The organism is Paraburkholderia azotifigens (assembly GCF_007995085.1).
Lineage (GTDB): Bacteria > Pseudomonadota > Gammaproteobacteria > Burkholderiales > Burkholderiaceae > Paraburkholderia > Paraburkholderia azotifigens.
This window is the reverse complement of sequence record NZ_VOQS01000001.1, coordinates 3,155,375-3,179,682: the sequence shown is the minus strand read 5'-3', so window position 1 is coordinate 3,179,682 and position 24,308 is coordinate 3,155,375. Positions and strand designations below refer to the sequence as shown.

Here is a 24,308-nt window from a genome sequence, read left to right as displayed (position 1 = left end):
AAGAAGACAACCCCGCCGCGCGGCGAGGCAAGACGAGGCGACCGCGTACAATGTCGCCTTAATCAACGCCTTTGCGGCAATCTCCATGTCCTTCGAATTTTTCATCCCCTGCCCGCGCGGCCTCGAAGCCGCGCTCGCCGCCGAACTCGCCGAGATCGCCGCGCGTCATCTGAACGGCGCGCCGTTCACCGCCGGCGCGCAGGTGCCCGGCGGCGTGCACTTCAAGGGTGGCTGGGCAGCCGGCATGGCCGCCAACCTGCATTCGCGGATCGCGAGCCGCGTGCTGCTGAAGATCGCGCATCGTCCGTATCGCAACGAGCAGGACATTTTTGCGCTCGCGCTCGAACAGCGCTGGGAGCAATGGTTCTCGGCGAACGAGACGCTGCGCGTCGACGTTACGGCGATCAAGTCGCCGCTGCGCAGCCTCGAATTTGCGACGCTGCGCGTGAAGGACGCGATCTGCGACCGTCTGCGCGACAAGACGGGCGCGCGCCCGAGCATCGACACGGGCGCGCCCGATGTGCGCGTGTTCGCATTCCTGACGGCCACCGACTGCACGCTGTATCTCGACACCTCCGGCGAGCCGCTCTTCAAGCGCGGCTGGCGTCTCGACAAAGGCGCGGCGCCGCTGCGCGAGAATCTCGCGGCGGGCATCCTGCGGCTGACGGGCTGGACGCCGGGCACGCCGCTGTACGACCCGATGTGCGGCAGCGGCACGTTCCTCGCGGAAGCCGCGCAGGTCGCGCTGAGCATTGCGCCGGGCGTCGACCGGCGCTTCGGTTTCGAGCGGTTCAAGCAGTACGACGTGTCGGCATGGCAGTCGCTGAAGGTCGCCGCGCAGGACGCGAAACGCGCGGCGCGCGCGGGCCGCGGCGATCTGCAGATCTTCGGCAGCGACATCTCCGACAACATGCTCGAGAAGGCGCGCTCGAACTTCGAGCGCGCCGGTTTCCCGGCGCTGCCCTTGAAGCAGATCGACGCGCGCAACATGACACCGCCCGTCGCCGAAGCGGGCATCCTCGTCGCGAATCCGCCGTATGGCGAGCGGATCGAAGTGCGTGGACGCGGTCCGCGTGGCGAGATTCGCAACACGGGGCGTGAAGAAGGCGGTTTCCGTCGCGCGGAAACGGCCGATACGCCGGACATGACCGAGTTCTTCCAGTCGTTCGGCGATGCGCTCAAGCAGCGCTTTACTGGCTGGCACGCGTTCGTGCTGACGTCGGATCGCAAGCTGCCGGGGCAATTGCGTCTGCGCGAGTCGGCCAAGACGCCGCTGTATAACGGCGCGCTCGAATGCCGATTGTTCCGCTTCGATCTGATCGCGGGCAGCGTGCGGCAAAGACCGGCGGCGGACGAACCGAAGCAGTAAGCGGTTTTCGTCCTTCCGGAAGAAGCGGGCGCGATGCCCGCTTTTTTATTGCCCGCGCGCCTTCCGTCGTCTCGAGGCTACTGACAGAACGTTGTCAGTAGCCCCCCGGCACACTTCTCCTACGCCATCCGGCGCAACACGAGGCACACGCCACCACAGGAGAATGTCATGTCAGCAGAACTCAACCGCGCAATCGCCTGGTTCGAAATCCCGTCCGTCGATTTCGACCGCGCCGTCCGCTTCTACGAAGCCGCACTCGACACGCAACTGCGCCGCGAAGACTTCGGCGTGCCGATGGCGATCTTCGGCTACGACGAGCCGTCGACGGGCGGCTCGATCGTGAAGAGTTCGATGCTGGAGCCCTCGGCGACGGGCACGCTCGTTTATTTGAATGCGCGTCCGACTGTCGATGCGACGCTCGAACGCGTCAAGCGCGCGGGCGGCAAGGTCGAAGGACCGGCCGTGCAGTTGCCAAACGATATCGGCTGGATCGGCTTTTTCACCGACACAGAAGGCAACCGTATCGGCCTGCATTCGAAGACCAACGGATGAACTGACGCGGGACGCGCCGGGAGAGCATCGTGCGGCGCTATCATCGCGGGAGATTGCCCGTCTATTTCCGGGAGACTCCTACGATGACGCGTCGCGCCGACCGCCTGTTCCAGATCGCCGAACTGCTGCGCGGGCGGAGGCTGACGACGGCCCAGCAGCTTGCCGACTGGCTGCATGTGTCGTTGCGCACGGTTTATCGCGATGTGCAGGACTTGCAGTTGTCGGGCGTGCCGATCGAGGGCGAGCCGGGCATCGGCTACCGGCTGAGCCGCAGCGCGAGTCTTCCGCCCCTCACTTTTACCGCCGACGAGTTGATGGCGCTCGCTGCCGGTGCACGGATGCTCGAATCGTGGGGCGGCGAAAGCATGGCGGCGGGCGCGCGCGGCGCGCTGGCGAAAATTGCGTCGGCGATGCCCGCCGACAAGCGCGCGACCATCGATCGTCTCGCGTTTTTTGCGCCTTCGTTTCATGTCGATCACGACGTGTCTTTGATCGTCGATACGTTGCATCGGGCGATCGATGCGCGTCGTGTGGTCGGGTTTGAGTATCTCGACAAGCATGGCGCCGCGACCACGCGGCGGGTTTGGCCGCTGGCTCTGGCTTATTGGGGCGCCAGGTTTACGCTTGGCGCGTGGTGCGAGTTGCGGAGTGATTTCCGGCATTTCGCGCTTTCTAATATCGGCGCGCTTGAAGTGCTTGAGGCGTTTCCTGATGTTGAAGGGAGACGGCTTGCTGATTTTATGCGGAGCATAGGGGTTAGGGCGCGGTGAGTCCACGCGGTGGTTTGGGTTGCTGGTTTGGGTCGCTGGTTTTGGTTGCTGGCATCCGCGTTTTGTTGTCGGTTTGCTTGCGTTGCCCCTGTGCGGGGCGGCACTTACTTTCTTTGCCGCCGCAAAGAAAGTAAGCAAAGAAAGCGGGCTAACACCGCGAATGCTAGTCGTTGCCTGCGGCCCCCAACGGGTCCCGCACTCCACGCGGCATCGCACTACCTTACGCCCGTTGCCAGCTTGCTAACTCACGCCTCACCCACTTCACACTCCCGCATTACGGACCTCGTTACCAGAAAGTCCACCGCAGCCCTGGTGGCAAACTGTGTGTAGACCGTCGCGACGGAAATGCACCACTCCGGACTGAAAAGCGGGATCGGTGTCGTAGGAGCGCCAACGCGTAAGGTGCGACAAGCAACACACAGTTTGCCACCTGGGCGGCGCAGACGGTTCGCTGCCGCGGGCTACGCTACGGGTGACTGGAGTGGGTGATGCGCCTGTCAAAGGCGCTGGCAACAAGCATGGAAAGTGAGTTGCCGTCTGGAGTGCGGGACCCGTGGGGGGCCCGCAGGCAAACATAAGAATTGGCGGTGTGAGCGGCTTTCTTTTGCCTACTTTTCTTTGCCGCTGCAAAGAAAAGTAGGTGCCGCCCCGCCCAGGGGCAACGCTAGCAAACCGATAACAAAACGCGGACGCCAGCGAAAGCAAAAGAAAACCCGCGGAGGGCAAACAAAACCACCACCCCGCGGGTACGCGAAAAAACCTTAATCAACAGACTTGACCATATCCTCGATGACCTTCTTGGCATCGCCAAACACCATCATGGTCTTGTCCATATAGAACAGGTCATTATCGAGTCCGGCATACCCAGCTGCCATCGACCGCTTGTTGACGATCACAGTCCGGGCCTTATAGGCCTCAATAATCGGCATACCAGCAATCGGCGACTTCGGATCAGTCTTGGCCGCAGGATTCACAACGTCATTCGCACCAAGCACAAGCACCACATCGACCTGGCCGAACTCACCGTTGATATCTTCCATTTCATGAACGATCTCATACGGCACTTCGGCTTCGGCGAGCAGCACGTTCATGTGGCCCGGCATCCGGCCCGCGACAGGGTGAATCGCGTACTTCACGTCGATGCCCTTCTCGACCAGCTTGTCGGTCAGTTCCTTCAGCGCGTGCTGTGCGCGCGCGACGGCCAGACCATAACCCGGCACGATCACGACCGTCTCGGCATTGCCGAGCATGAACGAGGCATCCTCGGCCGAACCCGACTTCACCGGCTTCTGCTCGCCCGAACCGGCCGCAGCCGCCACGCCCGCTTCGCCGCCGAAGCCGCCCAGAATCACGTTGAAGAACGAGCGGTTCATCGCCTTGCACATGATGTACGACAGAATCGCACCCGACGAACCGACCAGCGAACCGGCAATGATCAGCATCGCGTTGTTCAGCGAGAAGCCAATGCCCGCCGCCGCCCAGCCCGAGTACGAGTTCAGCATCGACACGACCACGGGCATGTCCGCGCCGCCGATCGGGATGATGATCAGCACACCCAGCGCAAACGCGATCAGCGTCATGATGATGAACGGCAGCCACGATTGCGTGAGGAAGAAGATCACGCCGAAGCCGATCATCGCAAGCGCGAGCAGCAGGTTGATCAGATGCTGGCCCGCGTACACGACAGGCGCGCCCTGAAACAGCCGGAACTTGTACTTGCCCGACAGCTTGCCGAACGCGATCACCGAACCGCTAAACGTAATCGCGCCGACGAACGTGCCGATGAACAGTTCGATCCGGTTGCCGTACGGCAGGAAGCCCGGAATGCCCTCCTCCGCACCGAGACCGAACGCAGCCGGTTCCGACACGACGGCATACGCGATACACACAGCCGCCATACCGATCAGCGAGTGCATTGCGGCGACCAGTTCCGGCATCTTCGTCATTTCGACGCGCGCGGCGACGAACGCGCCGATCCCGCCGCCGACAACGAGCGCGATAAACACCAGCGACAACCCGAGCGAAAGATTCGAACCCAGCACAGCGGCCTGCTTCGCGATCAGCGCGACGGTCGTCAGAATGGCGATCGCCATGCCGGCCATGCCGAACACATTGCCCGTTCGTGCCGTCTTCGGATTCGACAGCCCTTTGAGCGCCTGAATGAAACAGACGGAGGCGATCAGGTAGAGAAGCGTAACGACGTTCAGGCTCATTTACGCACCCTCCTTGGGACCGGCAATCTTCTTCGGTTCCTTCTTCTTGAACATCTCCAGCATTCGCCTCGTCACGAGGAATCCGCCGAACACGTTCACCGCCGCGAGCGCGACGGCAACCGTGCCGAAGAACTTGCCCGTGCCGCCGACGGTGAGACCCGCCGCGAGCATCGCGCCGACGATCACGATCGCCGAAATCGCGTTCGTCACCGCCATCAGCGGCGTGTGCAGCGCCGGCGTCACATTCCAGACAACGTGGTAGCCGACGTAGATCGCCAGCACGAAAATGATCAGATTGATCACGGTATGGTTGATGACTTCCATCACCCGTCTCCTATTTCTTTATGCCTTGCGCGCGACTTCACCGTCGCGGGCCAGCAGCGTGGCCGCGACGATGTCGTCCGCGAGATCGATATTGAGCGTGCCTTCCTTCGTGACGATCAGCTTCATGAAGTCGAGCAGATTGCGCGCATACAACGCCGAAGCATCCGACGCCACCATCGACGCGAGATTCGTATACCCCGCGATGGTCACGCCATGCTTGACGACGACCTTGTCCGCTTCCGTCAGCGGACAGTTGCCGCCGCGCTGGCCTTCGTACTCGGGGCCGCGTCCCGCCGCGAGGTCGATTAGCACGGAGCCCGGCTTCATCGCCTGCACGGTTTCGACGGAAAGCAGCGTCGGCGCGGGACGGCCCGGAATCAGCGCCGTCGAGATGACGACGTCGGCCTGCTTCGCGCGCTCATGGACGAGCGCCGACTGGCGCGTGAGCCATGAAGGCGGCATCGGCCGCGCGTAGCCGCCGACGCCTTGCGCCGCTTCGCGTTCCTCATCGGTTTCGTAAGGCACGTCGAGAAACTTCGCGCCAAGCGATTCGATCTGCTCTTTCACAGCAGGCCGAACGTCGGACGCTTCGATCACGGCGCCCAGGCGCTTCGCGGTCGCAATCGCCTGCAAGCCCGCGACGCCCGCGCCAAGAATCAGCACGCGCGCGGCTTTCACGGTGCCCGCTGCCGTCATCAGCATCGGCATGAAGCGCGGGTACAGATCGGCTGCGAGCAGCACGGCTTTGTAGCCCGCGATGTTGGCTTGAGACGACAGTACGTCGAGGCTTTGAGCACGCGTCGTGCGCGGCGCGGCTTCGAGCGCGAACGCAGTAATGCCCGCAGTTGCTAGCTTCGATGCGTTTTCAGTATTAAACGGCTCGAGCATGCCGACCAGCACTGCACCGCGTTTAAGAAGCGGCAGTTCTGAATCGGTTGGGCTTTGAACCTTGAGAACGAGCTCTGCGCCGAAAGCTGCGGGCGCATCGACGAGCTCTGCGCCCGCGGCTGCGTACGCGTCGTCCAGATAACTTGCGGCCGTTCCTGCGCCGCGCTGTACGCTAACCCTGTGGCCCTGCGACACGTACTTCTTGACCGTCTCGGGCGTCGCGGCGACGCGTGTTTCGTACGGCCGCGTCTCGGCTGGCACTCCGATGTGCATCGTAAATCCTCCTCGACCATCCTGTTATGAAAATCTGGAATCGCCGACGAGGGGCAACGCCGGCAATGCAAAAAAGGCAAGTGCAACGGCTACGCACGGCTGGGGCTCAGCCACGAGATCCACTTTAACCGAAGTCCGGGGGCGGATCGAAATTGGTAACGATCCCGGTATTCAGGAACACGATCCTTATGTCTTTCCGTGCCTTTTTCATCGATCTGTGCTAAGCCGGCGCCGTCCTCCCGTTCGGGGCGCGGGCAAGCACGGGCCATAAACGGTAAAATGCCGTCCCATGAAACCGGAAACCTGGGCTCCGCATGTCACGGTAGCGGCTGTCGTCGAACGCGACGGGCGCTTCCTGCTGGTCGAAGAACATACGGCGGCCGGGCTGCGGCTGAACCAGCCCGCCGGGCATCTGGAAGCGGGCGAAACACTGGCGCAAGCCGTCGTCCGCGAGACGCTCGAAGAAACGGCGCAGTCGTTCGCGCCCGATGCGCTGGTCGGCGTGTACATGACGCATTTCAGCCGGCCCACGACCGTCGACGGCCCGCAGGACGGCGTCACGTATCTGCGCTTCACGTATTGCGGCACGACGGACAGCGATCCCGCCGCCGACCGCGCGCTCGATCCCGACATCGTCCGTACCGTCTGGATGAGCGCCGACGAGCTGCGCGCCTGCCCCGAGCGGCATCGCACGCCGCTCGTGATGCAATGTGTCGACGACTACCTCGCAGGCCGGCGTTTCCCGCTCGACTTCGTGCACACGCATTCGGTCGGGCCCTCCCGATAGAACGCGTGCTTCCGCACGAAGCACAGAGCAAGCAGTCAGGCAGATTCAGATGAGCAAAAAACGAGTGGTGGTGGGCATGTCGGGCGGCGTCGATTCGTCCGTCACGGCGTGGCTGCTGAAAGAACAGGGTTACGACGTCGTCGGCCTGTTCATGAAGAACTGGGAAGACGACGACGACAGCGAATACTGTTCGACGCGTCAGGACTGGATCGATGTCGTCTCCGTCGCGGACCTGATCGGCATCGACGTCGAAGCCGTCAACTTCGCGGCCGAATACAAGGACCGCGTGTTCGCTGAATTCCTGCGCGAATACTCGGCGGGCCGCACGCCGAACCCCGATGTGCTGTGCAACGCCGAGATCAAGTTCAAGGCCTTCCTCGATCACGCGATGTCGCTCGGCGCGGAAACCATCGCGACGGGCCACTATGCGCGCGTGCGAGAGATCGACGGCCGCTTCGAGCTGCTCAAGGCGCTCGATCACACGAAAGATCAATCGTACTTCCTGCATCGGTTGAATCAGGCGCAGCTGTCGAAGACGCTGTTCCCGCTCGGCGAAATCCCGAAGACGAAGGTGCGCGAGATCGCCGAACAGATCGGTCTGCCGAACGCGAAGAAGAAGGACTCGACGGGCATCTGCTTCATCGGCGAGCGGCCGTTCCGCGACTTCCTGAACCGCTATCTGCCGACCAAACCCGGCCCGATGAAGACCACGGAAGGCAAGACGGTCGGCGAGCACATCGGCCTCGCCTTCTATACGTTCGGACAGCGCAAGGGCATCGGCCTCGGCGGCAGCAAGGACGGCAGCGGCGAGCCGTGGTTCGTCGCGGGCAAGGACGTCGAGTCGAACACGCTGTATGTCGCGCAAGGTCACGATCATCCGTGGCTGCTGAGCCATACGCTGACGGCGGGCAACACGAGCTGGGTCGCCGGCCACGCGCCCGAGGCAGGCCACGCTTGCGCGGCCAAGACGCGCTACCGGCAGGCTGACGCCGCCTGCACGTTTGGCGCCGCCGACGGCGCAGACCCGAACGCCCTCTTCTCCCTTCATTTCGCCGACGCCCAGTGGGCTGTCACACCGGGGCAATCGGCCGTGCTCTACGATGGCGACGTTTGCCTCGGCGGCGGGATCATCGAGCACGCGGCGACTGCGCAGCCGGTCGCGCGGCGGCCGCAGAAGGCGGCTCTGCTGACGGCGCGGTAAGGTCGTACTGAACATATCTCAAGCATCGCTCCACGGTCCGCCGTGCGAGCGACGCTGCAATTCTTTCCGGTTCGATGTATCGTTCGCGGCGACGGTTGTCCCCGCCGCCGTTCCACACGACCCCGCGCCGCAGAGCGCACCCGTCATGTCGATGTAAAGCGCCGCCGTGCGGACAACCCGTGAATTCACTGGAATGGAGTTGTCATGTTTTCTCGACGTTATCTGGCGGTGTGGGGTGCCATCCTGCTGCTCGCGGCCTGCGCCGCGCTCGCGGCAACCGGTCTCATCGCATGGCCGTGGATCATCGTGCCCGTCCTGCTGGTCGCGCTGGGCGCCTACGATCTGACGCAGGAGCGCCACGCGATCCTGCGCAACTATCCGCTCTGGGGTCATCTGCGCTTCCTGTTCGAGTTCATCCGGCCTGAGATTCGCCAGTACTTGCTCGAAGACGACACGGAAGAAAAGCCGTTCTCGCGCGCGCAGCGCAGCATCGTCTATCAGCGCGCAAAGAACGAAGTCGACAGCCGTCCGTACGGCACGGAAATCGACGTGAAAGCGACGGGCCACGAATTCATCAGCCATTCGCTCGTGCCGACAAAGGTCGACGGCCACGACTTCCGCATCGTCGTCGGCGCGAACCGCGCCAGGCCGTATTCGATGTCGATCTTCAACATCTCGGCAATGAGCTTCGGCTCGCTGTCGGCCAACGCGATCCGCGCACTGAACCTGGGCGCGAAGAAAGGCAACTTCGCGCACGACACGGGCGAGGGCTCGATGTCGAAGTATCACCGCGAGCACGGCGGCGACATCATCTGGGAAATTGCGTCGGGCTACTTCGGCTGCCGCAACGACGACGGCACGTTCAACGCCGACAAGTTCGCGAAACAGGCCAGCGAACCCCAGGTGAAGATAATCGAAGTGAAGCTGTCGCAAGGCGCGAAGCCGGGACACGGCGGCGTGCTGCCCGCCGCGAAGATCACGCCGGAAATCGCCGAAACGCGCGGCGTGCCGATGGGCCGCGACTGCATTTCGCCCGCGACGCACTCGGAATTCTCGACGCCGCGCGAGTTGCTCGAATTCATCGAATGTCTGCGCAATCTGTCGGGCGGCAAGCCGACGGGCTTCAAACTGTGCATCGGCCATCCGTGGGAATTCTTCGGTATCGCCAAGGCGATGCTGGAGACGGGCATTCTGCCCGACTTCATCGTCGTCGACGGCGCGGAAGGCGGCACGGGCGCAGCGCCGCTCGAATTCACCGATCACATCGGCGTGCCGTTGCAGGAAGGACTGCTGCTCGTACATAACACGCTGGTCGGCGTCGGGCTGCGCGACAAGATCCGCATCGGCGCGAGCGGCAAGATGATCACCGCATTCGATATCGCGAAGACGCTCGCGATCGGCGCTGACTGGGTGAACGCGGCGCGCGGCTTCATGTTCGCCGTCGGCTGCATTCAGGCGCAGACGTGCCACACGGGCCGCTGCCCGACGGGCGTCGCGACGCAGGATTCCGTGCGTCAGCGCGCGCTGATCGTCACCGACAAATCGGACCGCGTGTTCAACTTCCACCACAACACGCTGCACGCGCTGCAGGAAATCGTCCAGGCCGCGGGCCTGCGCCATCCCGCCGATCTGCGCGCGCATCACATCGTGCGGCGCGTGTCGTCGTATGAAGTGCAGCTGATGTCCGATCTGCTGAAATACCTCGAACCCGGCGATCTGCTCACCGGCCGCTACCGCTACAAGCTCTATGAAAAATGGTGGCCGGTGGCGCGCAGCGATTCGTTTGCGCCGAATCTCGAAGAACCAGCCGTTGCATGACGAACCTTCGTTCAGAAGCGCAATAAAGAACGCGCGTTGGACCTGACATCCAACGCGCGTTTTGTTTTGGCGGAAGCCGCGTTACTTGTTCGACGCGATTCGCTGCTGGATATGCTGCGCGCGCGCCGCCGACGCCGGATGCGAACTCAGCATGCTCGACTTGCCGCCGTCGAGCTTCGCGAGTTTCTGGAACGCGGTGACAAGACCGGACGGGTCCTGGCCTTTCTTCTTCTGGATATCGAACGAATAGTCGTCGGCCGCCGATTCCTGCGTTTGCGAGAACTGCGCGTTGATCAGCTTCTCGGAGAAGTCGCCGAGCTGCGATGCCGAGAGCGCACCCGCAATCCCGCCCGCCGACGACGCCACCGAGCGCACCGCCGACGCCGCATACGCGACCTGCATCGCCTTCTTCGTGTGGCCGAGCGCGACGTGGCCCATTTCGTGACCGACGACGCCGCGCACTTCGTCGTCCGTCATCATGTCCATCAGACCGCTATAGACGCGCACGCAGCCGTTCGCCATTGCCCACGCGTTGACGTCTTTCGTGATGTAGACCTTGTAGTTGACGGGCACGCCGTTGATGTTGTCGCCGAGTTGCGACGCGATCTTGTTCAGGCGCTTCGTGTACGGGCTGCCGGCGGGCGCGATCTGGTTTTCGGAGTCGAGCTGCGCGCAGGACTTGTCGGACAGCGTGCGCACATCGGAATCGGTGAGCGACGCAGCCTGCACGGCCTGCGAGCCGGATTGCACGAGAGAATTGGGATCGAGGCTCATCCCTGAACAGGCGGCAAGCACGCCGCAAGCGGCGGCAGCGAGAGCAACGCGGATCGTTTTCATGTCGAACGTCCCCTTGACGGATGTTATCGATGGTTGCTTCCGAACAGGCGCGCAATAAAAAAGCGCCTGACGGGCAGGCGCTTTTTTAACATGCAGAAAGGAAACCTAGAGGAAAACGTAAGCTTTCTTAACACTCCGTCGGACTCAGGCGACACTTGCGCGGCGTTTCGATGCGCGGTGAATCGCCAGACGTCCGTCAGGTCAATACGGTGTCGACGAACGACGGTCGTTGCGACAGCTTCTGATAGTGCTTGTCGAGATTCGGATGACGCTCGCGCCAGTTCAGCTGCGGCATGCGGAAGTCCAGATAGCTCAGCGCGCACCCGACGGCCACGTCGGCGAGCGTGTAGTGGTTGCCCGCGCACCAGGTCTTCGCACCGAGCCCTTGCGCCATCGCGGTCAGACCGTCGTCGATCTTGTGCTGCTGACGCGCGACCCACGATGCGCTGCGGTGTACTTCCTCGCGCAGCACGCCTTCGAGACGGATCAGCACGGCGGCGTCCATGATGCCGTCGGCGAGCGCTTCCCAGCAGCGCACTTCGACACGCTCGCGGCCCGACTGCGGCACGAGCTTGCACACGGGCGACAGCGTGTCGACGTATTCGCAGATCACGCGCGAATCGAACACGGCGGCGCCGTCTTCCATCACGAGACACGGCACCTTGCCGATCGGATTGAAGTCGTGGATGGCCGTGTCGTCGGCCCAGACGTTTTCCAGCTCGAACCTGTAGTCGATTTTCTTTTCGGCGAGCACGATCCGCGCCTTGCGGACAAACGGGCTCGACAGCGAACCGATGAGTTTCATTCCATCCTGCCTCTATTGAAATTGGCCGAAAGTATACGTGCGTTGGCGGGCGTTGGAGGCTTTTCCGTGCAGCGTCCGCGCGCTTCGCCGTCGGAACACGCGAGGCTGTCGACAGATTGAAACAATGCCGGTTGCCGGCGCGACGGTCTACCTGGCCTGATGGCCAGCCTTCACGCAACGCGTCTGGCCAACGGGCGAGCCGGAACCAATTTCCGTTGGGCGATACAATCGCACCATTGAATCGCACCCAGCCTCGCGGCAAATGCCGTTGCCTGCCGCGCCGCCGTCCACTTCGCACGATAAACCGCCGACCGAACTCATGACCGATCTGACTCCGGCTATCGACATCCACCGTCAGCGCCGCGCGCGCGTGCTCGAGACGCTGCGCGCGGCGGGCGGCGGCGTCGCAATCGTTCCGACCGCGCCCGAAACGCTGCGCAACCGCGACGCCGACTATCCGTACCGCCACGACAGCTATTTCTACTATCTCACCGGTTTCACCGAACCCGAAGCGACGCTCGTGCTCGATGCAGGCGCAAAACCGAACGAGCCTGCGTCGATTCTGTTCTGCCGCGCGAAGAACGCCGAGCGTGAAACGAGGGAAGGCTTTCGCTTCGGTCCCGACGGTGCGCGCGAAGCATTCGGTTTCGATGCCGCTTTTGCGTTCGACGACATCGACACGCAACTGCCGCGCATCATCGCCGACAAGCGGGCGCTGCACTATGCGCTCGGGGCGTCGGAACAGTTCGACGGCAAGGTGCGCCAATGGCTCGACGCCGTGCGCATGCAGGGCCGAAGCGGCGTGCTCGCGCCGTCGGCCGTTCATGACCTGATGCCCTTGCTCGACGACATGCGGCTCGTGAAAGACGAGCACGAGCTGTCGATCATGCGCCGCGCCGCCGCGATCTCCGCGCAGGCGCATCGTCGAGCGATGGCCGCGTGCCGTCCGGGCGTGCGTGAATACGAACTCGAAGCCGAACTGCTGTACACGTTCCGCAAGCACGGCGCGCAGGCGCCCGCGTATGGTTCGATCGTGGCCGCGGGCGCGAACGCCTGTGTGCTGCACTACCCGGCGGGCAATGCCGCCGCGCAGGATGGCGACCTGATCCTGATCGATGCCGCGTGCGAGCTGGACGGCTACGCGTCCGATATCACGCGCACCTTCCCGGCGAACGGCCGCTTCACGCCTGCGCAGCGCGAAATCTACGATATCGTGACGGCCGCGCAGCAAGCCGCCATCGACGCGACGAAAGCGGGCGCGAACTTCGACGCGCCGCATCAGGCCGCCGTGCGTGTGCTCGCGCAAGGGCTGCTCGACACGGGCATCCTGAATCGCGATCTGTTCGCGAGCGTCGACGAAGTGATCGACGAACGCGCCTACGCGCGGTTCTACATGCATCGCACAGGGCACTGGCTCGGAATGGACGTGCACGACGCTGGCGACTATCGCGAGCGCGGCGTGCCCGCCGACGAAAACGGCGCGCTGCCGTGGCGCACGCTGAAGCCGGGCATGACGCTGACCATCGAGCCGGGCCTCTACATTCGCGCAGCGGATGACGTGCCCGAAAAGTACTGGAACATCGGCATTCGCATCGAGGACGACGCGATCGTCACGGCGACGGGCTGCGAGCTGATCACACGCGACGTGCCCGTCGATGCGGACGAAATCGAAGCGTTGATGCACGACGCGCAAAAGACGGGCGCGGCCTGAACGCGCAAGGAACAGACAAGAAGATGAGCGAAGTTCAGCAAGCGGCGAGCGTGCCTTCGAACAACCAGCCCTACGACTACGACGTGACGATCGTCGGCGCGGGGCCCGTCGGTCTCGCCCTGGCCGGCTGGCTCGCGCGGCGCAGCGCGACGCAGAAGCTGAACGTCGCGCTGATCGACGCGCGCGAGCCCGAAGATTCGATCGCCGATCCGCGCGCGATCGCCGTGTCGCATGGCAGCCGGATGATTCTCGAGCCGCTCAGCTGGCCGTCCGACGCGACAGCGATCCGGCGCATCCACGTGTCGCAGCGCGGCCATTTCGGGCGCACGCTGATCGATCACGCTGAGCACGGCCTGCCCGCGCTCGGCTATGTGCTGCGTTACGGTTCGATCGTTCACGCGCTCGCGGAGTCCGTGCGTACGACGCCTGTGCACTGGTTCAAATCGACGAAGGCGCAGGCGCCGCAGCAACTCGAAGACGACGGCGTGCTGCTGCCGATTGAAAGCGCGCACGTCACGCGCACGCTGCGCACGCGCATCCTGGTGAACGCGGAAGGCGGCCTGTTCGGCGAGCAGCAGGCAGGTTCGGGCGAGACGCGCGACTACGGACAAACAGCGCTCGTCGGCACGGTAACGCTTTCGTCGCCTCAACCGCATGTCGCGTGGGAGCGCTTCACGCCACAAGGTCCGATCGCCCTTCTGCCGACGGGCGGCGTGCGCGGCGCCGACTACGCGCTCGTCTGGTGCTGCGCGCCGGAAGAAGCAGCGCGCCGCGCGCAATTGTCAGACGAAGACTTTCTGCGTGAACTGGGCGCGGAGTTCGGCGACCGGATGGGCCGCTTCGTGCAGATCAAGGGACGCGCCGCGTTCCCGCTCGGCCTGAATACCGTCGATACGCTCGTCAAAGGCAACGTCGTGGCGATCGGCAATGCGGCGCAGACGCTGCATCCCGTCGCGGGCCAAGGCCTGAACCTCGGCTTGCGCGATGCCCACGCGCTCGCCGACGCGCTCTCGCATTACGGCGCGACCCGCACCGCGCTAATTGCCTTCGCGCAACGCCGCGCGCTCGACCGGCGCATGACGATCGGCGCCACCGATACGCTTGCGCGCCTGTTCACAATCGACTTCCCGCCGCTCGCAACGCTGCGCGGCCTCGCGCTCACCGCGCTCGAATTCGTGCCGCCGCTGAAGGCGGCGCTGGCCCGGCAAATGATGTTCGGTCAACGCCGCTGACGCATGGCGACATCGCGTCGAAGCGGCCGCCGTTCTATGAGTGCGGGCACTTTCATAGAAGATTTAATGAGTTAGCGCAGAGGCAGTTCTGTCTGGGGCTAGCCCGTTAACGCTAAAATAACGGTTTTCCCTCGTATTTTGCGGTACGAGCGGTGCGCGAATTCCATGTTTTCGGCGCACCCCACGCTCGCCGCCGATGTCCGCCCATGCCCACTCTCGGCTCCCACACTCTGCGCAACAACCTGTTCGTCGCCCCGATGGCAGGCGTGACCGACCGGCCGTTCCGCCAGCTCTGCAAGCGCATGGGCGCGGGCTATGCGGTGTCGGAGATGGTCGCGTCGAACGCGCAGTTGTGGAAAAGCGAAAAGACGATGCGCCGCGCCAATCACACGGGCGAGGTCGAGCCGATCGCGGTGCAGATCGCGGGCGCCGATCCGCAGATGATGGCCGAGGCCGCGCGCTACAACGTCGCGAACGGCGCGCAGATCATCGACATCAACATGGGCTGCCCAGCCAAGAAGGTCTGCAACGTTGCGGCCGGTTCCGCGTTGCTGCAGAACGAGCCGCTCGTGCAGCGCATCGTCGAGGCCGTGGTGAGCGCCGTCGGCACCGGTCCGGACGCCGTGCCCGTCACGTTGAAAATCCGTACCGGCTGGAACCGCGAAAACAAGAATGCGCTGAACGTTGCGAGGCTCGCCGAAGACGCCGGCATTTCAATGCTGACCGTGCACGGCCGCACGCGCGCCGATCTGTACCACGGCGAAGCGGAGTACGAAACGATTGCCGCCGTGAAGGCCGCGGTGAAGATTCCCGTGGTCGCGAACGGCGACATCACGTCGCCGCAGAAGGCCCGTCACGTGCTGGCCGCGACAGGGGCGGACGCGATCATGATCGGCCGCGCGGCGCAGGGACGGCCGTGGCTCTTCCGCGAGATCGAGCATTTCCTGCAGACGGGCGAACTGATGGAAGCGCCCCGTATCGACGAGATCCAGCAGGTAATGAACGAGCATCTGGAGGACCACTACGCGTTCTACGGCGAATTTACGGGCGTTCGCACTGCGCGCAAGCACATCGGCTGGTACACTCGCGGCCTTTCCGGCGCCAACGTGTTCCGCCATCGCATGAATACGCTGGACACGACGCGCGAACAACTGCTCGCCGTCAATGAATTCTTCGACGCGCAAAAGGCGATTTCGGACCGCCTCGTGTACGTCGACAACGAAGTCAACAACAACGGTGAGCAGGATCAAACCGACCGACTAGCAGCATGAGCAAGCACAATATCGAACAATGTGTCCGCGATAGCCTGGGGATGTACTTCCAGGATCTCGACGGCTCCAATCCGCACGACGTCTACGACATGGTGATTTCGTGCGTCGAAAAACCGCTGCTCGAGGTGGTGCTCGAGCAGGCCGGCGGCAACCAGTCGCTGGCAGCCGAGTATCTCGGCATCAACCGCAATACGCTGCGCAAGAAACTGCAACAGCACGGCCTGCTGTAGTTTCGGCGCCCTGCCACGCCTTTCATCGGCTATTTGTTCTCATCATGATCAAGCAAGCGCTCATCTCCGTTTCCGACAAGTCCGGCATCGTCGATTTCGCGAAATCGCTGTCGGACCTCGGCGTCAAGATCCTGTCGACGGGCGGCACCGCGAAACTGCTCGCGGACGCCGGTCTTTCCGTTACTGAAGTGGCCGACTACACGGGCTTTCCGGAAATGCTGGATGGGCGCGTGAAGACGCTGCACCCGAAGGTGCACGGCGGCATCCTCGCCCGCCGCGATCTGCCCGAGCATATGGCCGCGCTCGAAAAGCACGACATCCCGACCATCGACCTGCTCGTCGTGAACCTGTATCCGTTCGTGCAGACGATCTCGAAGGAAGAGTGCTCGCTCGAAGACGCGATCGAGAACATCGACATCGGCGGCCCGACCATGCTGCGTTCGGCGGCGAAGAATCATCGCGACGTGACCGTCGTCGTCGATCCCGCCGACTACGCGACCGTGCTCGATGAAATGCGCGCGAACGGCAACGCGGTTGGCTACAAGACGAACTTCCGCCTCGCGACCAAGGTGTTCGCGCACACCGCGCAGTACGACGGCGCGATCACGAACTATCTGACGAGCCTCACGGAAGAACTGCAGCACCGCGACCGCAACACGTACCCCGCCACGCTGAACATGGCGTTCGAGAAGGTGCAGGATCTCCGCTACGGCGAGAACCCGCACCAGGGCGCCGCGTTCTATCGCGACATCGCGGTGCCCGCCGGCGCGCTGGCGAACTATCGCCAGCTGCAGGGCAAGGAACTGTCGTACAACAACATCGCAGACTCGGACGCCGCGTGGGAATGCGTGAAGACGTTCGACGCACCGGCCTGCGTGATCATCAAGCACGCGAACCCGTGCGGCGTGGCTGTCGGCGCGAACCCGCACGAAGCGTATTCGAAGGCTTTCCAGACGGATCCGACTTCGGCGTTTGGCGGCATCATCGCGTTCAACCGCGAGGTCGACGACACGACCGCCCAGGCTGTCGCGAAGCAGTTCGTCGAAGTGTTGATCGCGCCGTCGTTCAGCGACACGGCGAAGCAGGTTTTCGCAGCCAAGCAGAACGTGCGTCTGCTCGAAATCGCGCTGGGCGAAGGCCATAACGCGTTCGATCTGAAGCGCGTGGGCGGTGGTCTGCTGGTGCAATCGCTCGATGCGAAGAACGTTCAGCCGCACGAACTGCGCGTCGTCACGAAGCGTCACCCCACCCCGAAGGAAATGGACGATCTGCTGTTCGCATGGCGCGTTGCGAAGTTCGTGAAGTCGAACGCGATCGTGTTCTGCGCAAACGGCATGACCATGGGTGTCGGCGCGGGCCAGATGAGCCGCGTGGACTCGGCGCGCATCGCGAGCATCAAGGCGCAGAATGCGGGCCTGACGCTGTCGGGCACGGCTGTGGCGTCGGATGCGTTCTTTCCGTTCCGCGACGGCCTCGACGTGGTCGTGAACGCGGGTGCAACGTGCGTGATCCAGCCGGGTGGCTCGATGCGCGACGACGAAGTGATCGCCGCCGCCGACGAGCACAACATAGCGATGGTCGTGACGGGCGTCCGCCACTTCCGCCACTGATCGGCTGACCTGCTTCTTCTGAAACGGCCCGGCAGTTCGCAACTGCCGGGCCGTTTTGCATTTCGCGTTTGACGTTGTGCCGTTGTAGTATCGCAGGCACTGAATACGCACGGCACTTATGAGAATTCTCGGCATCGACCCAGGCTTGCGTGTGACCGGTTTCGGCGTGATCGATCAGTCCGGCCACCAGCTGACTTACGTGACGAGCGGCGTCATCAAGACAGCCGACGCCGATTTGCCCACGCGCCTCGGCACCATTTTCGAAGGCATATCGACGCTGATCCGCCAGCATGCGCCCGACCAGGCGGCGATCGAAAAGGTGTTCGTCAACGTCAACCCGCAGTCGACGCTGCTGCTCGGCCAGGCGCGTGGAGCAGCGATTTGCGGCATGGTGGCGGGCGGCGTGCCCGTTGCCGAGTACACCGCGCTGCAACTGAAGCAGGCCGTAGTCGGCTACGGACGTGCGACCAAGGAGCAGATGCAGCAGATGGTCGTGCGGCTCCTGTGCCTGTCCGGTATTCCGTCGACGGATGCGGCCGACGCGCTCGGCATGGCGATCTGCCATGCGCATGGCGGCGGCACGCTGAGCACGCTGGGCGGCATCGCGCCGGCGCTCGCGAAGAAGGGCTTGCGTGTGCGCCGCGGGCGGCTGGTCGGCTAGTCTTCACGGCTCGCGGAAGCCCTCTGCCCTGCGCTACACTCGCGCTTTCCCTCTCGATTGAACCCGCCATGATCGGTCGCATCGCCGGCGTCCTGCTGGAAAAGAATCCGCCTCACCTTCTGATCGACTGCAACGGCGTCGGCTACGAAGTCGATGTGCCGATGAGCACGTTCTACAACCTGCCCGGAACAGGCGAGAAGGTCGTGCTGCTCACGCAGATGATCGTGCGCGAAGACGCGCATCTGCTGTATGGCTTTCTCACGCCACAAGAGCGTTCGACGTTTCGCGAGTTGTTAAAGATCACGGGTATCGGCGCGCGCATGGCGCTGGCCGTCCTGTCAGGCATGAGCGTGCAGGAGCTGTCGCAAACGGTGACGATGCAGGACGCCGCGCGTCTCACGCGGGTGCCGGGCATCGGCAAGAAGACGGCGGAGCGGCTCCTGCTCGAACTGAAGGGCAAGCTCGGCGCCGACCTCGGCGCGATGGCGGGCGCCGCGTCGCAGTCCGATCATGCTTCCGACATTCTGAATGCGTTGCTGGCATTGGGTTACTCCGAAAAGGAAGCGCTGGCTGCCATCAAGAACGTGCCGGCGGGCACAGGCGTTTCCGAGGGCATCAAGCTCGCATTGAAGGCGCTGTCGAAGGCCTGATTTCGTGCCCGACAAACGGCGTACATGAAGCTTCGCATGCCGTTTTTTGAAACGCACCCTGGCCGTTCGGCCAGGTCTTCGGACGGGCCGCGCGCGGTACAATGCCCGCATGATCGAACACGACAAACTCGCCGCCGAACGCATCATCGCCGCCACGCCCGTGTCGCCGAACGAGGAAGCGTTCGAGCGCGCGTTGCGCCCGCGCCAGCTCGACGAATACGTCGGCCAGGAAAAGGTGCGCGGCCAGCTGGAAATCTTCATCGAGGCGGCCAAGCGCCGCTCGGAATCGCTGGATCACGTGCTGCTGTTCGGTCCGCCGGGTCTCGGCAAGACCACGCTCGCGCATATCATCGCGCGCGAGATGGGCGTGAATCTGCGGCAGACGTCCGGCCCGGTGCTGGAGCGCGCAGGCGACCTCGCGGCGCTGCTGACCAATCTCGAAGCCAACGACGTGCTCTTCATCGACGAGATTCACCGGCTGTCGCCCGTCGTCGAGGAGATTCTGTACCCGGCGCTCGAGGATTATCAGATCGACATCATGATCGGCGAAGGGCCTGCCGCGCGCAGCGTGAAGCTCGATCTGCAGCCGTTCACGCTGGTCGGCGCAACAACGCGTGCAGGCATGCTGACCAATCCGTTGCGCGACCGCTTCGGCATCGTCGCGCGGCTGGAGTTTTATAACGCGGAAGAACTGGCGCGCATCGTGAGCCGCTCGGCATCGCTGCTGGGCGCGCAGATTCATCCCGATGGCGCACTGGAGATTGCGAAGCGCTCGCGCGGCACGCCGCGTATCGCTAACCGGCTGCTGCGCCGCGTGCGCGATTACGCCGAAGTGAAGGCGGACGGCAACATCACTGCAAAGGTGGCCGATGCCGCGCTGAAAATGCTCGACGTGGATCCCGTCGGTTTCGACCTGATGGACCGCAAGCTGCTCGAAGCGATCCTGCACAAGTTCGACGGCGGCCCGGTTGGCGTCGACAATCTGGCGGCGGCGATCGGCGAAGAACGCGACACGATCGAAGACGTGCTTGAGCCGTATCTGATCCAGCAAGGCTTTTTGCAGCGCACGCCGCGTGGACGGGTTGCAACGCTGCTCACGTATCGGCACTTCGGCCTGGCCGCACCTGATTCGGCGAGCCCCGTCCGCAATCTGTGGGATTCAGAGCAGCGCTAAGCGGCTCACAAGACGCGGCGCCCGACGTCGCCGCCTGTTGAACTCAACGCCTCACTTCGGGCGTCGTCTTGAAGCTGTCATCCTCGGCGTCACCGCCGAGATGCGCAACATCGGCCCACGACACAACCGTGGCACGGCCGTCTTCAAAATCGACGACGTTCACGCTCGTATTCAACAACTGATAGTTGCGCGGCGCATCAAGCGACAGGCCTTTCGCGAAGCGATACGCGCAATCCAGCACGCCGCCATGCGCGACACACGCGATTCGCCCGTTCGGATGTGCGGCGACGATCGGCTCCAGCGCATGCAGCACGCGATGATAGAACACGCGCTGCGACTCGCCTTCCGGCGGGTGGAAACCGGGATCGCGCGTTTGCCATTGTGCATATTCATCGGGAAAGCGCAGCGCGATCTCGTCGCTGTCGTGGCCCTGGAATGCGCCGTAATTGCGCTCGCGCAGGCCTTCCCTGAGGCGCAGCGGCAGTCCGAACACATCCGCGAAAGGCTGCGCCGTTTGCTGCGCACGCATCAGATCGCTCGAATAGATCGCGTCGAGCCGTGCGCCCTCTTTCACCTCGCGCGCAAACCGTTCAGCAAGCCGCTGAGCCTGCTCGACGCCGCTCTTCGCGAGGGGAATGTCGATGTGCCCCTGAATCCGCTTGATGCGGTTCCAGTCGGTTTCGCCGTGTCGGATGAAGAGAACTTGTGTCGCCATGAACTCGGAAGAGAAAAACGAAGATTACGCGCGCGTTTGCAGCCAGAACGTCACCGGACCGTCGTTGATGAGCGACACCTGCATGTCCGCGCCGAACTCGCCTGTTTCGACGATGGGATGCTTCGCGCGCGCGGCTGCCACGAAGTAGTCGAATAGCCGCTTGCCCTCGTCGGGCGGCGCAGCGGGCGAGAAACTCGGGCGCAGGCCGCTGTTCGTGTCGGCGGCCAGCGTGAATTGCGACACGAGCAGCAAGCCGCCCGCGTGCCCCACGCCGTCGATATTCTGCACGGGGAGGTTCATCTTTCCCGCGGCGTCGCTGAACACGCGGTAGCCGAGCATCTTGGCGAGCAGTTTGTCGGCCGAGGCGTCGGTGTCGCCGCGTTCAGCACAGACCAGCGCGAGCAGGCCCACATCGATCGCACCCGTCACCCGATCGCCAACGCGCACTTCAGCACGCCGCACGCGTTGAATCAGCGCGATCATGCGGCGCGAGCGTGTTGTAGCGCGTTCGAAGGCTGGCGGGACATCATGCCGTCAGCGTGACGCGCGCGAAGCGGCGCTTGCCGACCTGCACGACGAACTCGCCCGCTTCGACCTTCAGCCCCTTGTCCGACACGGTGGCGCCGTCGATCTTCACGCCGCCCTGCTCGATATTGCGCAGCGCTTCGCTCGTCGACGGTACGAGGCCCGCCTGCTTCAGCAACTGGCCGATTGCCAGCGGCGCGCCCGCAAGCGTCACGGACGGAATGTCGTCCGGTACACCGCCCTTCGCGCGATGGTTGAAGTCTTCGAGCGCACGTTCGGCGTCGGCCTGCGAATGGAAGCGCGCGACGATTTCCTGTGCAAGCAGCACCTTGAAGTCGCGCGGATTGCGCCCGCCTTCGATCTCGCGCTTGTAACCCTCGATTTCCGACATCGGACGGAACGACAGCAGTTCGAAGTAGCGCCACATCAATACGTCGGAAATGCTCATCAGCTTGCCGAACATGTCATTCGGCTTTTCGCTGATACCGACGTAGTTGCCCTTCGACTTCGACATCTTTTCGACGCCATCCAGCCCTTCGAGCAGAGGCATCGTCAAAATGCACTGCTGCTCCTGACCGTACTGCTTCTGGAGTTCGCGGCCGACCAGCAGGTTGAACTTCTGATCCGTGCCGCCAAGCTCGAGGTCGGCATTCAGCGCCACCGAGTCGTAGCCCTGCATCAGCGGGTACAGGAACTCGTGGATGGAGATGGGCACGCCGCTCTGGAAGCGCTTCGTGAAGTCTTCGCGTTCCAGAATGCGCGCGACCGTATAGCGCGACGCGAGCTTGATCATGCCATCCGCGCCGAGCGGCATCGACCATTCGCTGTTATAGCGGATTTCCGTCTTCGCGCGGTCGAGCACGAGAGCGGCCTGCTCGAAGTACGTCTTTGCGTTCGATTCGATCTGCTCGCGCGTGAGCGGCGGGCGCGTCGCATTGCGACCGGACGGATCGCCGATCAGCGACGTGAAATCGCCGATCAGGAAGATCACCGTGTGACCGAGATCCTGCAACTGGCGCATCTTGTTCAGCACGACGGTGTGGCCGATGTGGATGTCGGGCGCCGTCGGATCGAGACCGAGCTTGATGCGCAGCGGCGTGCCCGTGGCCGCGCTCTTCGCGAGCTTTTGCGCGAACTCCTCTTCGATCAGCAGTTCGTCGACGCCGCGTTTCGTGACTTCTAGCGCGTGGCGGACTTCGTCCGTGATCGGGTAGGCGGAATTGGGCTTGGCGGTGGACTCGGTGCTCATGCTGGAACGGGAGATCGCAAAAAGAGAGATTGTCCCATAGTTGAGGCGCATTGCGCCCTCTACTCGCTGCAAACGTCGGGAACTACGTCGAAGCGTATTGTCCGCATTTTTCGCCGACGCGCACCCTGGCCGATTGGCCAGGTTGTTATGCAACTCGCCGTTGAGCGACAATTCCCGACAACAGCATGCGGCAAGCGTGCGTCAGCGCTACAGGAGCAAAACGTGGACAACACAGGCAACAGGGCAGACGGCGTGTATTTCGGATTGATGTCGGGCACGAGCATGGACGGCGTGGACGGCGTCGCGGTCGAATTTGCGGCAGGCAAGGCGCCCGTCGTGCGATCGCAGGCATTTGTGGGTTTTTCGGAAGGTCTGCGCGACGCGTTGTTCGGCCTTCAGCAACCCGGTGACAACGAAATCGAGCGCGAGGCGCTGGCCGCCAACGCGCTGGCTGCGCGCTATACGGTGTGCTGCCATGAGTTGCTGCGTTCGGGCAATCTCTCGGCCGCCGACGTCCGTGCGATCGGCGTGCACGGGCAGACAGTGCGGCACCGGCCGGAAAAGGGCTACACGCGGCAGATCAACAACCCATCGCTGCTAGCCGAAATGACGCACATCGACGTGATCGCCGATTTCCGCAGCCGCGATGTCGCAGCGGGCGGCCAGGGCGCGCCACTTGTGCCCGCGTTCCACGCAACGGTTTTCGGGGCGAAAAACGAGACGCGCGTGGTCTGCAATCTTGGCGGAATCAGCAATATCACGATTCTGTCAGCGAACGGTGCCGTGCGCGGCTTCGATTGCGGTCCTGCGAACGCGTTGCTCGACGAATGGGCCCACCGGCATCTGCGCAAGCCCTTCGACGAGAACGGCCAGTTCGCGGCTACGGGCCAGGTGCACCGTCCGCTGTTGAACGCATTTCTCGACGAACCCTTTTTTGAGGCGCAACCGCCCAAAAGCACGGGGCGCGATCTGTTCAACCCGGAATGGCTCGACGCGAAGCTTCAAGGTTTCACCAACGTCAGCCCCGCCGATGTCCAGGCCACGCTGGTCGCGCTGACGGCCGTGACGGTCGCGCGTGAAATCGAGCGTCATGCGCCCGACTGCAAGGCCGTCTACGTTTGCGGTGGCGGCGCGCGCAATCCGGAAATCATGAAAGCGCTGCAGGGGGCGCTTGCCCAGAGCGGCTGCAGCGGAGTCCCGGTTATGACAACGGAAGCACTCGGCGTCCCGCCGCATCAGGTCGAGCCGCTGGCGTTCGCGTGGCTCGCGATGCGCTGCGTCGCGCGGGAACCCGGGAATTTGCCGTCAGTAACGGGCGCTGCCGACGGACGTGTGCTGGGCGCGATCTATCCGCGTTGAACGGCTGGTGGGCGACATGTAAAAAACGGGGCCGAAAGCCCCGTTTTTTGCCGCCACTCACGTGGCGCAAAGCGCCAGGTAATT

At 63.5% G+C, this 24,308-nt stretch carries 23 protein-coding genes; 15 read left to right on the top strand and 8 right to left on the bottom strand.

Annotation, left to right across the window (positions count from 1 at the left end; translation table 11 throughout):
* Positions 1 to 85: 85 nt before the first annotated feature.
* From FRZ40_RS14300 to FRZ40_RS14290, 3 genes are all read left to right on the top strand, one after another.
* Positions 86 to 1,369, top strand: coding sequence for a THUMP domain-containing class I SAM-dependent RNA methyltransferase (locus FRZ40_RS14300; RefSeq protein ID WP_147234449.1), 1,284 nt, complete (start codon positions 86 to 88; stop codon positions 1,367 to 1,369).
* A 168-nt stretch (positions 1,370 to 1,537) separates the two neighbouring features.
* Positions 1,538 to 1,921 (top strand): VOC family protein, encoded by a 384-nt coding sequence (locus FRZ40_RS14295; RefSeq protein ID WP_147234448.1) that lies wholly within the window; start codon positions 1,538 to 1,540, stop codon positions 1,919 to 1,921.
* Positions 1,922 to 2,004: 83 nt separating this feature from the next.
* The gene (locus FRZ40_RS14290) at positions 2,005 to 2,691 is read left to right on the top strand and encodes a helix-turn-helix transcriptional regulator (protein ID WP_035545268.1); all 687 of its coding nucleotides are present in this window, start codon (positions 2,005 to 2,007) and stop codon (positions 2,689 to 2,691) included.
* Between the two features lie 761 nt (positions 2,692 to 3,452).
* On the opposite strand, the gene FRZ40_RS14280 is transcribed toward FRZ40_RS14290, so the two are convergent.
* From FRZ40_RS14280 to FRZ40_RS14270, 3 genes are read right to left on the bottom strand one after another with little or no spacing between them, the layout of a single operon-like run.
* Positions 3,453 to 4,904 carry an NAD(P)(+) transhydrogenase (Re/Si-specific) subunit beta gene (locus FRZ40_RS14280; protein WP_147234447.1) on the bottom strand — a complete coding sequence of 484 codons (1,452 nt, stop codon included), beginning with the start codon at positions 4,902 to 4,904 and terminating at the stop codon, positions 3,453 to 3,455.
* Positions 4,905 to 5,228: an NAD(P) transhydrogenase subunit alpha part 2 gene (locus tag FRZ40_RS14275; protein ID WP_012401918.1), complete on the bottom strand. Its 324-nt coding sequence runs from the start codon at positions 5,226 to 5,228 to the stop codon at positions 4,905 to 4,907.
* An 18-nt stretch (positions 5,229 to 5,246) separates the two neighbouring features.
* Positions 5,247 to 6,389: a Re/Si-specific NAD(P)(+) transhydrogenase subunit alpha gene (locus tag FRZ40_RS14270; protein WP_147234446.1), complete on the bottom strand. Its 1,143-nt coding sequence runs from the start codon at positions 6,387 to 6,389 to the stop codon at positions 5,247 to 5,249.
* Positions 6,390 to 6,678: 289 nt separating this feature from the next.
* Between FRZ40_RS14270 and FRZ40_RS14265 the strand changes: the two genes are divergently transcribed.
* The 3 genes from FRZ40_RS14265 (at position 6,679) to FRZ40_RS14255 (ending at position 10,195) form a co-directional block, all read left to right on the top strand.
* Positions 6,679 to 7,176: an NUDIX hydrolase gene (locus FRZ40_RS14265; RefSeq protein ID WP_147234445.1), complete on the top strand. Its 498-nt coding sequence runs from the start codon at positions 6,679 to 6,681 to the stop codon at positions 7,174 to 7,176.
* 49 nt (positions 7,177 to 7,225) lie between these two features.
* Positions 7,226 to 8,377, top strand: a complete 1,152-nt coding sequence (gene mnmA, locus FRZ40_RS14260; protein WP_028371863.1) for a tRNA 2-thiouridine(34) synthase MnmA — start codon at positions 7,226 to 7,228, stop codon at positions 8,375 to 8,377.
* 204 nt (positions 8,378 to 8,581) lie between these two features.
* A complete protein-coding gene (locus FRZ40_RS14255) occupies positions 8,582 to 10,195 on the top strand; it encodes an FMN-binding glutamate synthase family protein (RefSeq protein WP_147234444.1) in 1,614 nt (537 codons plus the stop codon).
* Between the two features lie 81 nt (positions 10,196 to 10,276).
* Here the strand turns inward: FRZ40_RS14255 and loiP are convergent, their stop codons facing one another.
* Entirely contained in the window at positions 10,277 to 11,032 is a 756-nt protein-coding gene (loiP, locus tag FRZ40_RS14250; RefSeq protein ID WP_147234443.1) for a metalloprotease LoiP, read from the bottom strand.
* Between the two features lie 196 nt (positions 11,033 to 11,228).
* Positions 11,229 to 11,837 (bottom strand): glutathione S-transferase C-terminal domain-containing protein, encoded by a 609-nt coding sequence (locus FRZ40_RS14245; protein ID WP_028371860.1) that lies wholly within the window; start codon positions 11,835 to 11,837, stop codon positions 11,229 to 11,231.
* 319 nt (positions 11,838 to 12,156) lie between these two features.
* Between FRZ40_RS14245 and FRZ40_RS14240 the strand changes: the two genes are divergently transcribed.
* The 8 genes from FRZ40_RS14240 to ruvB all read left to right on the top strand — a co-directional run bounded on the left by FRZ40_RS14240 (position 12,157) and on the right by ruvB (position 20,376).
* Positions 12,157 to 13,548 carry an aminopeptidase P N-terminal domain-containing protein gene (locus FRZ40_RS14240; RefSeq protein WP_147234442.1) on the top strand — a complete coding sequence of 464 codons (1,392 nt, stop codon included), beginning with the start codon at positions 12,157 to 12,159 and terminating at the stop codon, positions 13,546 to 13,548.
* A 23-nt stretch (positions 13,549 to 13,571) separates the two neighbouring features.
* Entirely contained in the window at positions 13,572 to 14,780 is a 1,209-nt protein-coding gene (locus tag FRZ40_RS14235) for a UbiH/UbiF/VisC/COQ6 family ubiquinone biosynthesis hydroxylase (RefSeq protein WP_147234441.1), read from the top strand.
* 206 nt (positions 14,781 to 14,986) lie between these two features.
* On the top strand, positions 14,987 to 16,051 hold the full coding sequence (dusB, locus tag FRZ40_RS14230; protein ID WP_147234440.1) for a tRNA dihydrouridine synthase DusB: 1,065 nt from the start codon (positions 14,987 to 14,989) through the stop codon (positions 16,049 to 16,051).
* The gene (locus FRZ40_RS14225) at positions 16,048 to 16,281 is read left to right on the top strand and encodes a Fis family transcriptional regulator (protein WP_007587477.1); all 234 of its coding nucleotides are present in this window, start codon (positions 16,048 to 16,050) and stop codon (positions 16,279 to 16,281) included. The genes dusB and FRZ40_RS14225 overlap by 4 nt, the downstream gene beginning before the upstream one ends.
* 44 nt (positions 16,282 to 16,325) lie before the next feature.
* Entirely contained in the window at positions 16,326 to 17,891 is a 1,566-nt protein-coding gene (purH, locus tag FRZ40_RS14220) for a bifunctional phosphoribosylaminoimidazolecarboxamide formyltransferase/IMP cyclohydrolase (protein ID WP_147234439.1), read from the top strand.
* Positions 17,892 to 18,009: 118 nt separating this feature from the next.
* The gene (ruvC, locus tag FRZ40_RS14215; RefSeq protein WP_147234438.1) at positions 18,010 to 18,552 is read left to right on the top strand and encodes a crossover junction endodeoxyribonuclease RuvC; all 543 of its coding nucleotides are present in this window, start codon (positions 18,010 to 18,012) and stop codon (positions 18,550 to 18,552) included.
* A gap of 68 nt (positions 18,553 to 18,620) precedes the next feature.
* Complete coding sequence (ruvA, locus tag FRZ40_RS14210) at positions 18,621 to 19,202, top strand: Holliday junction branch migration protein RuvA (protein WP_028371854.1); 582 nt, start codon at positions 18,621 to 18,623, stop codon at positions 19,200 to 19,202.
* Positions 19,203 to 19,311: 109 nt separating this feature from the next.
* Entirely contained in the window at positions 19,312 to 20,376 is a 1,065-nt protein-coding gene (ruvB, locus tag FRZ40_RS14205; RefSeq protein ID WP_028371853.1) for a Holliday junction branch migration DNA helicase RuvB, read from the top strand.
* Between the two features lie 43 nt (positions 20,377 to 20,419).
* Here ruvB and FRZ40_RS14200 read toward each other — a convergent pair whose 3' ends face one another.
* From FRZ40_RS14200 to tyrS, 3 genes are read right to left on the bottom strand one after another with little or no spacing between them, the layout of a single operon-like run.
* A complete protein-coding gene (locus tag FRZ40_RS14200) occupies positions 20,420 to 21,091 on the bottom strand; it encodes a histidine phosphatase family protein (protein WP_147234437.1) in 672 nt (223 codons plus the stop codon).
* Positions 21,092 to 21,115: 24 nt separating this feature from the next.
* Entirely contained in the window at positions 21,116 to 21,574 is a 459-nt protein-coding gene (gene dtd / locus FRZ40_RS14195) for a D-aminoacyl-tRNA deacylase (RefSeq protein WP_147234436.1), read from the bottom strand.
* A gap of 43 nt (positions 21,575 to 21,617) precedes the next feature.
* Positions 21,618 to 22,865 carry a tyrosine--tRNA ligase gene (gene tyrS, locus FRZ40_RS14190; protein WP_147234435.1) on the bottom strand — a complete coding sequence of 416 codons (1,248 nt, stop codon included), beginning with the start codon at positions 22,863 to 22,865 and terminating at the stop codon, positions 21,618 to 21,620.
* Between the two features lie 222 nt (positions 22,866 to 23,087).
* Between tyrS and FRZ40_RS14180 the strand changes: the two genes are divergently transcribed.
* Entirely contained in the window at positions 23,088 to 24,224 is a 1,137-nt protein-coding gene (locus FRZ40_RS14180; RefSeq protein WP_147234434.1) for an anhydro-N-acetylmuramic acid kinase, read from the top strand.
* The last annotated feature ends 84 nt before the right edge of the window (positions 24,225 to 24,308 follow it).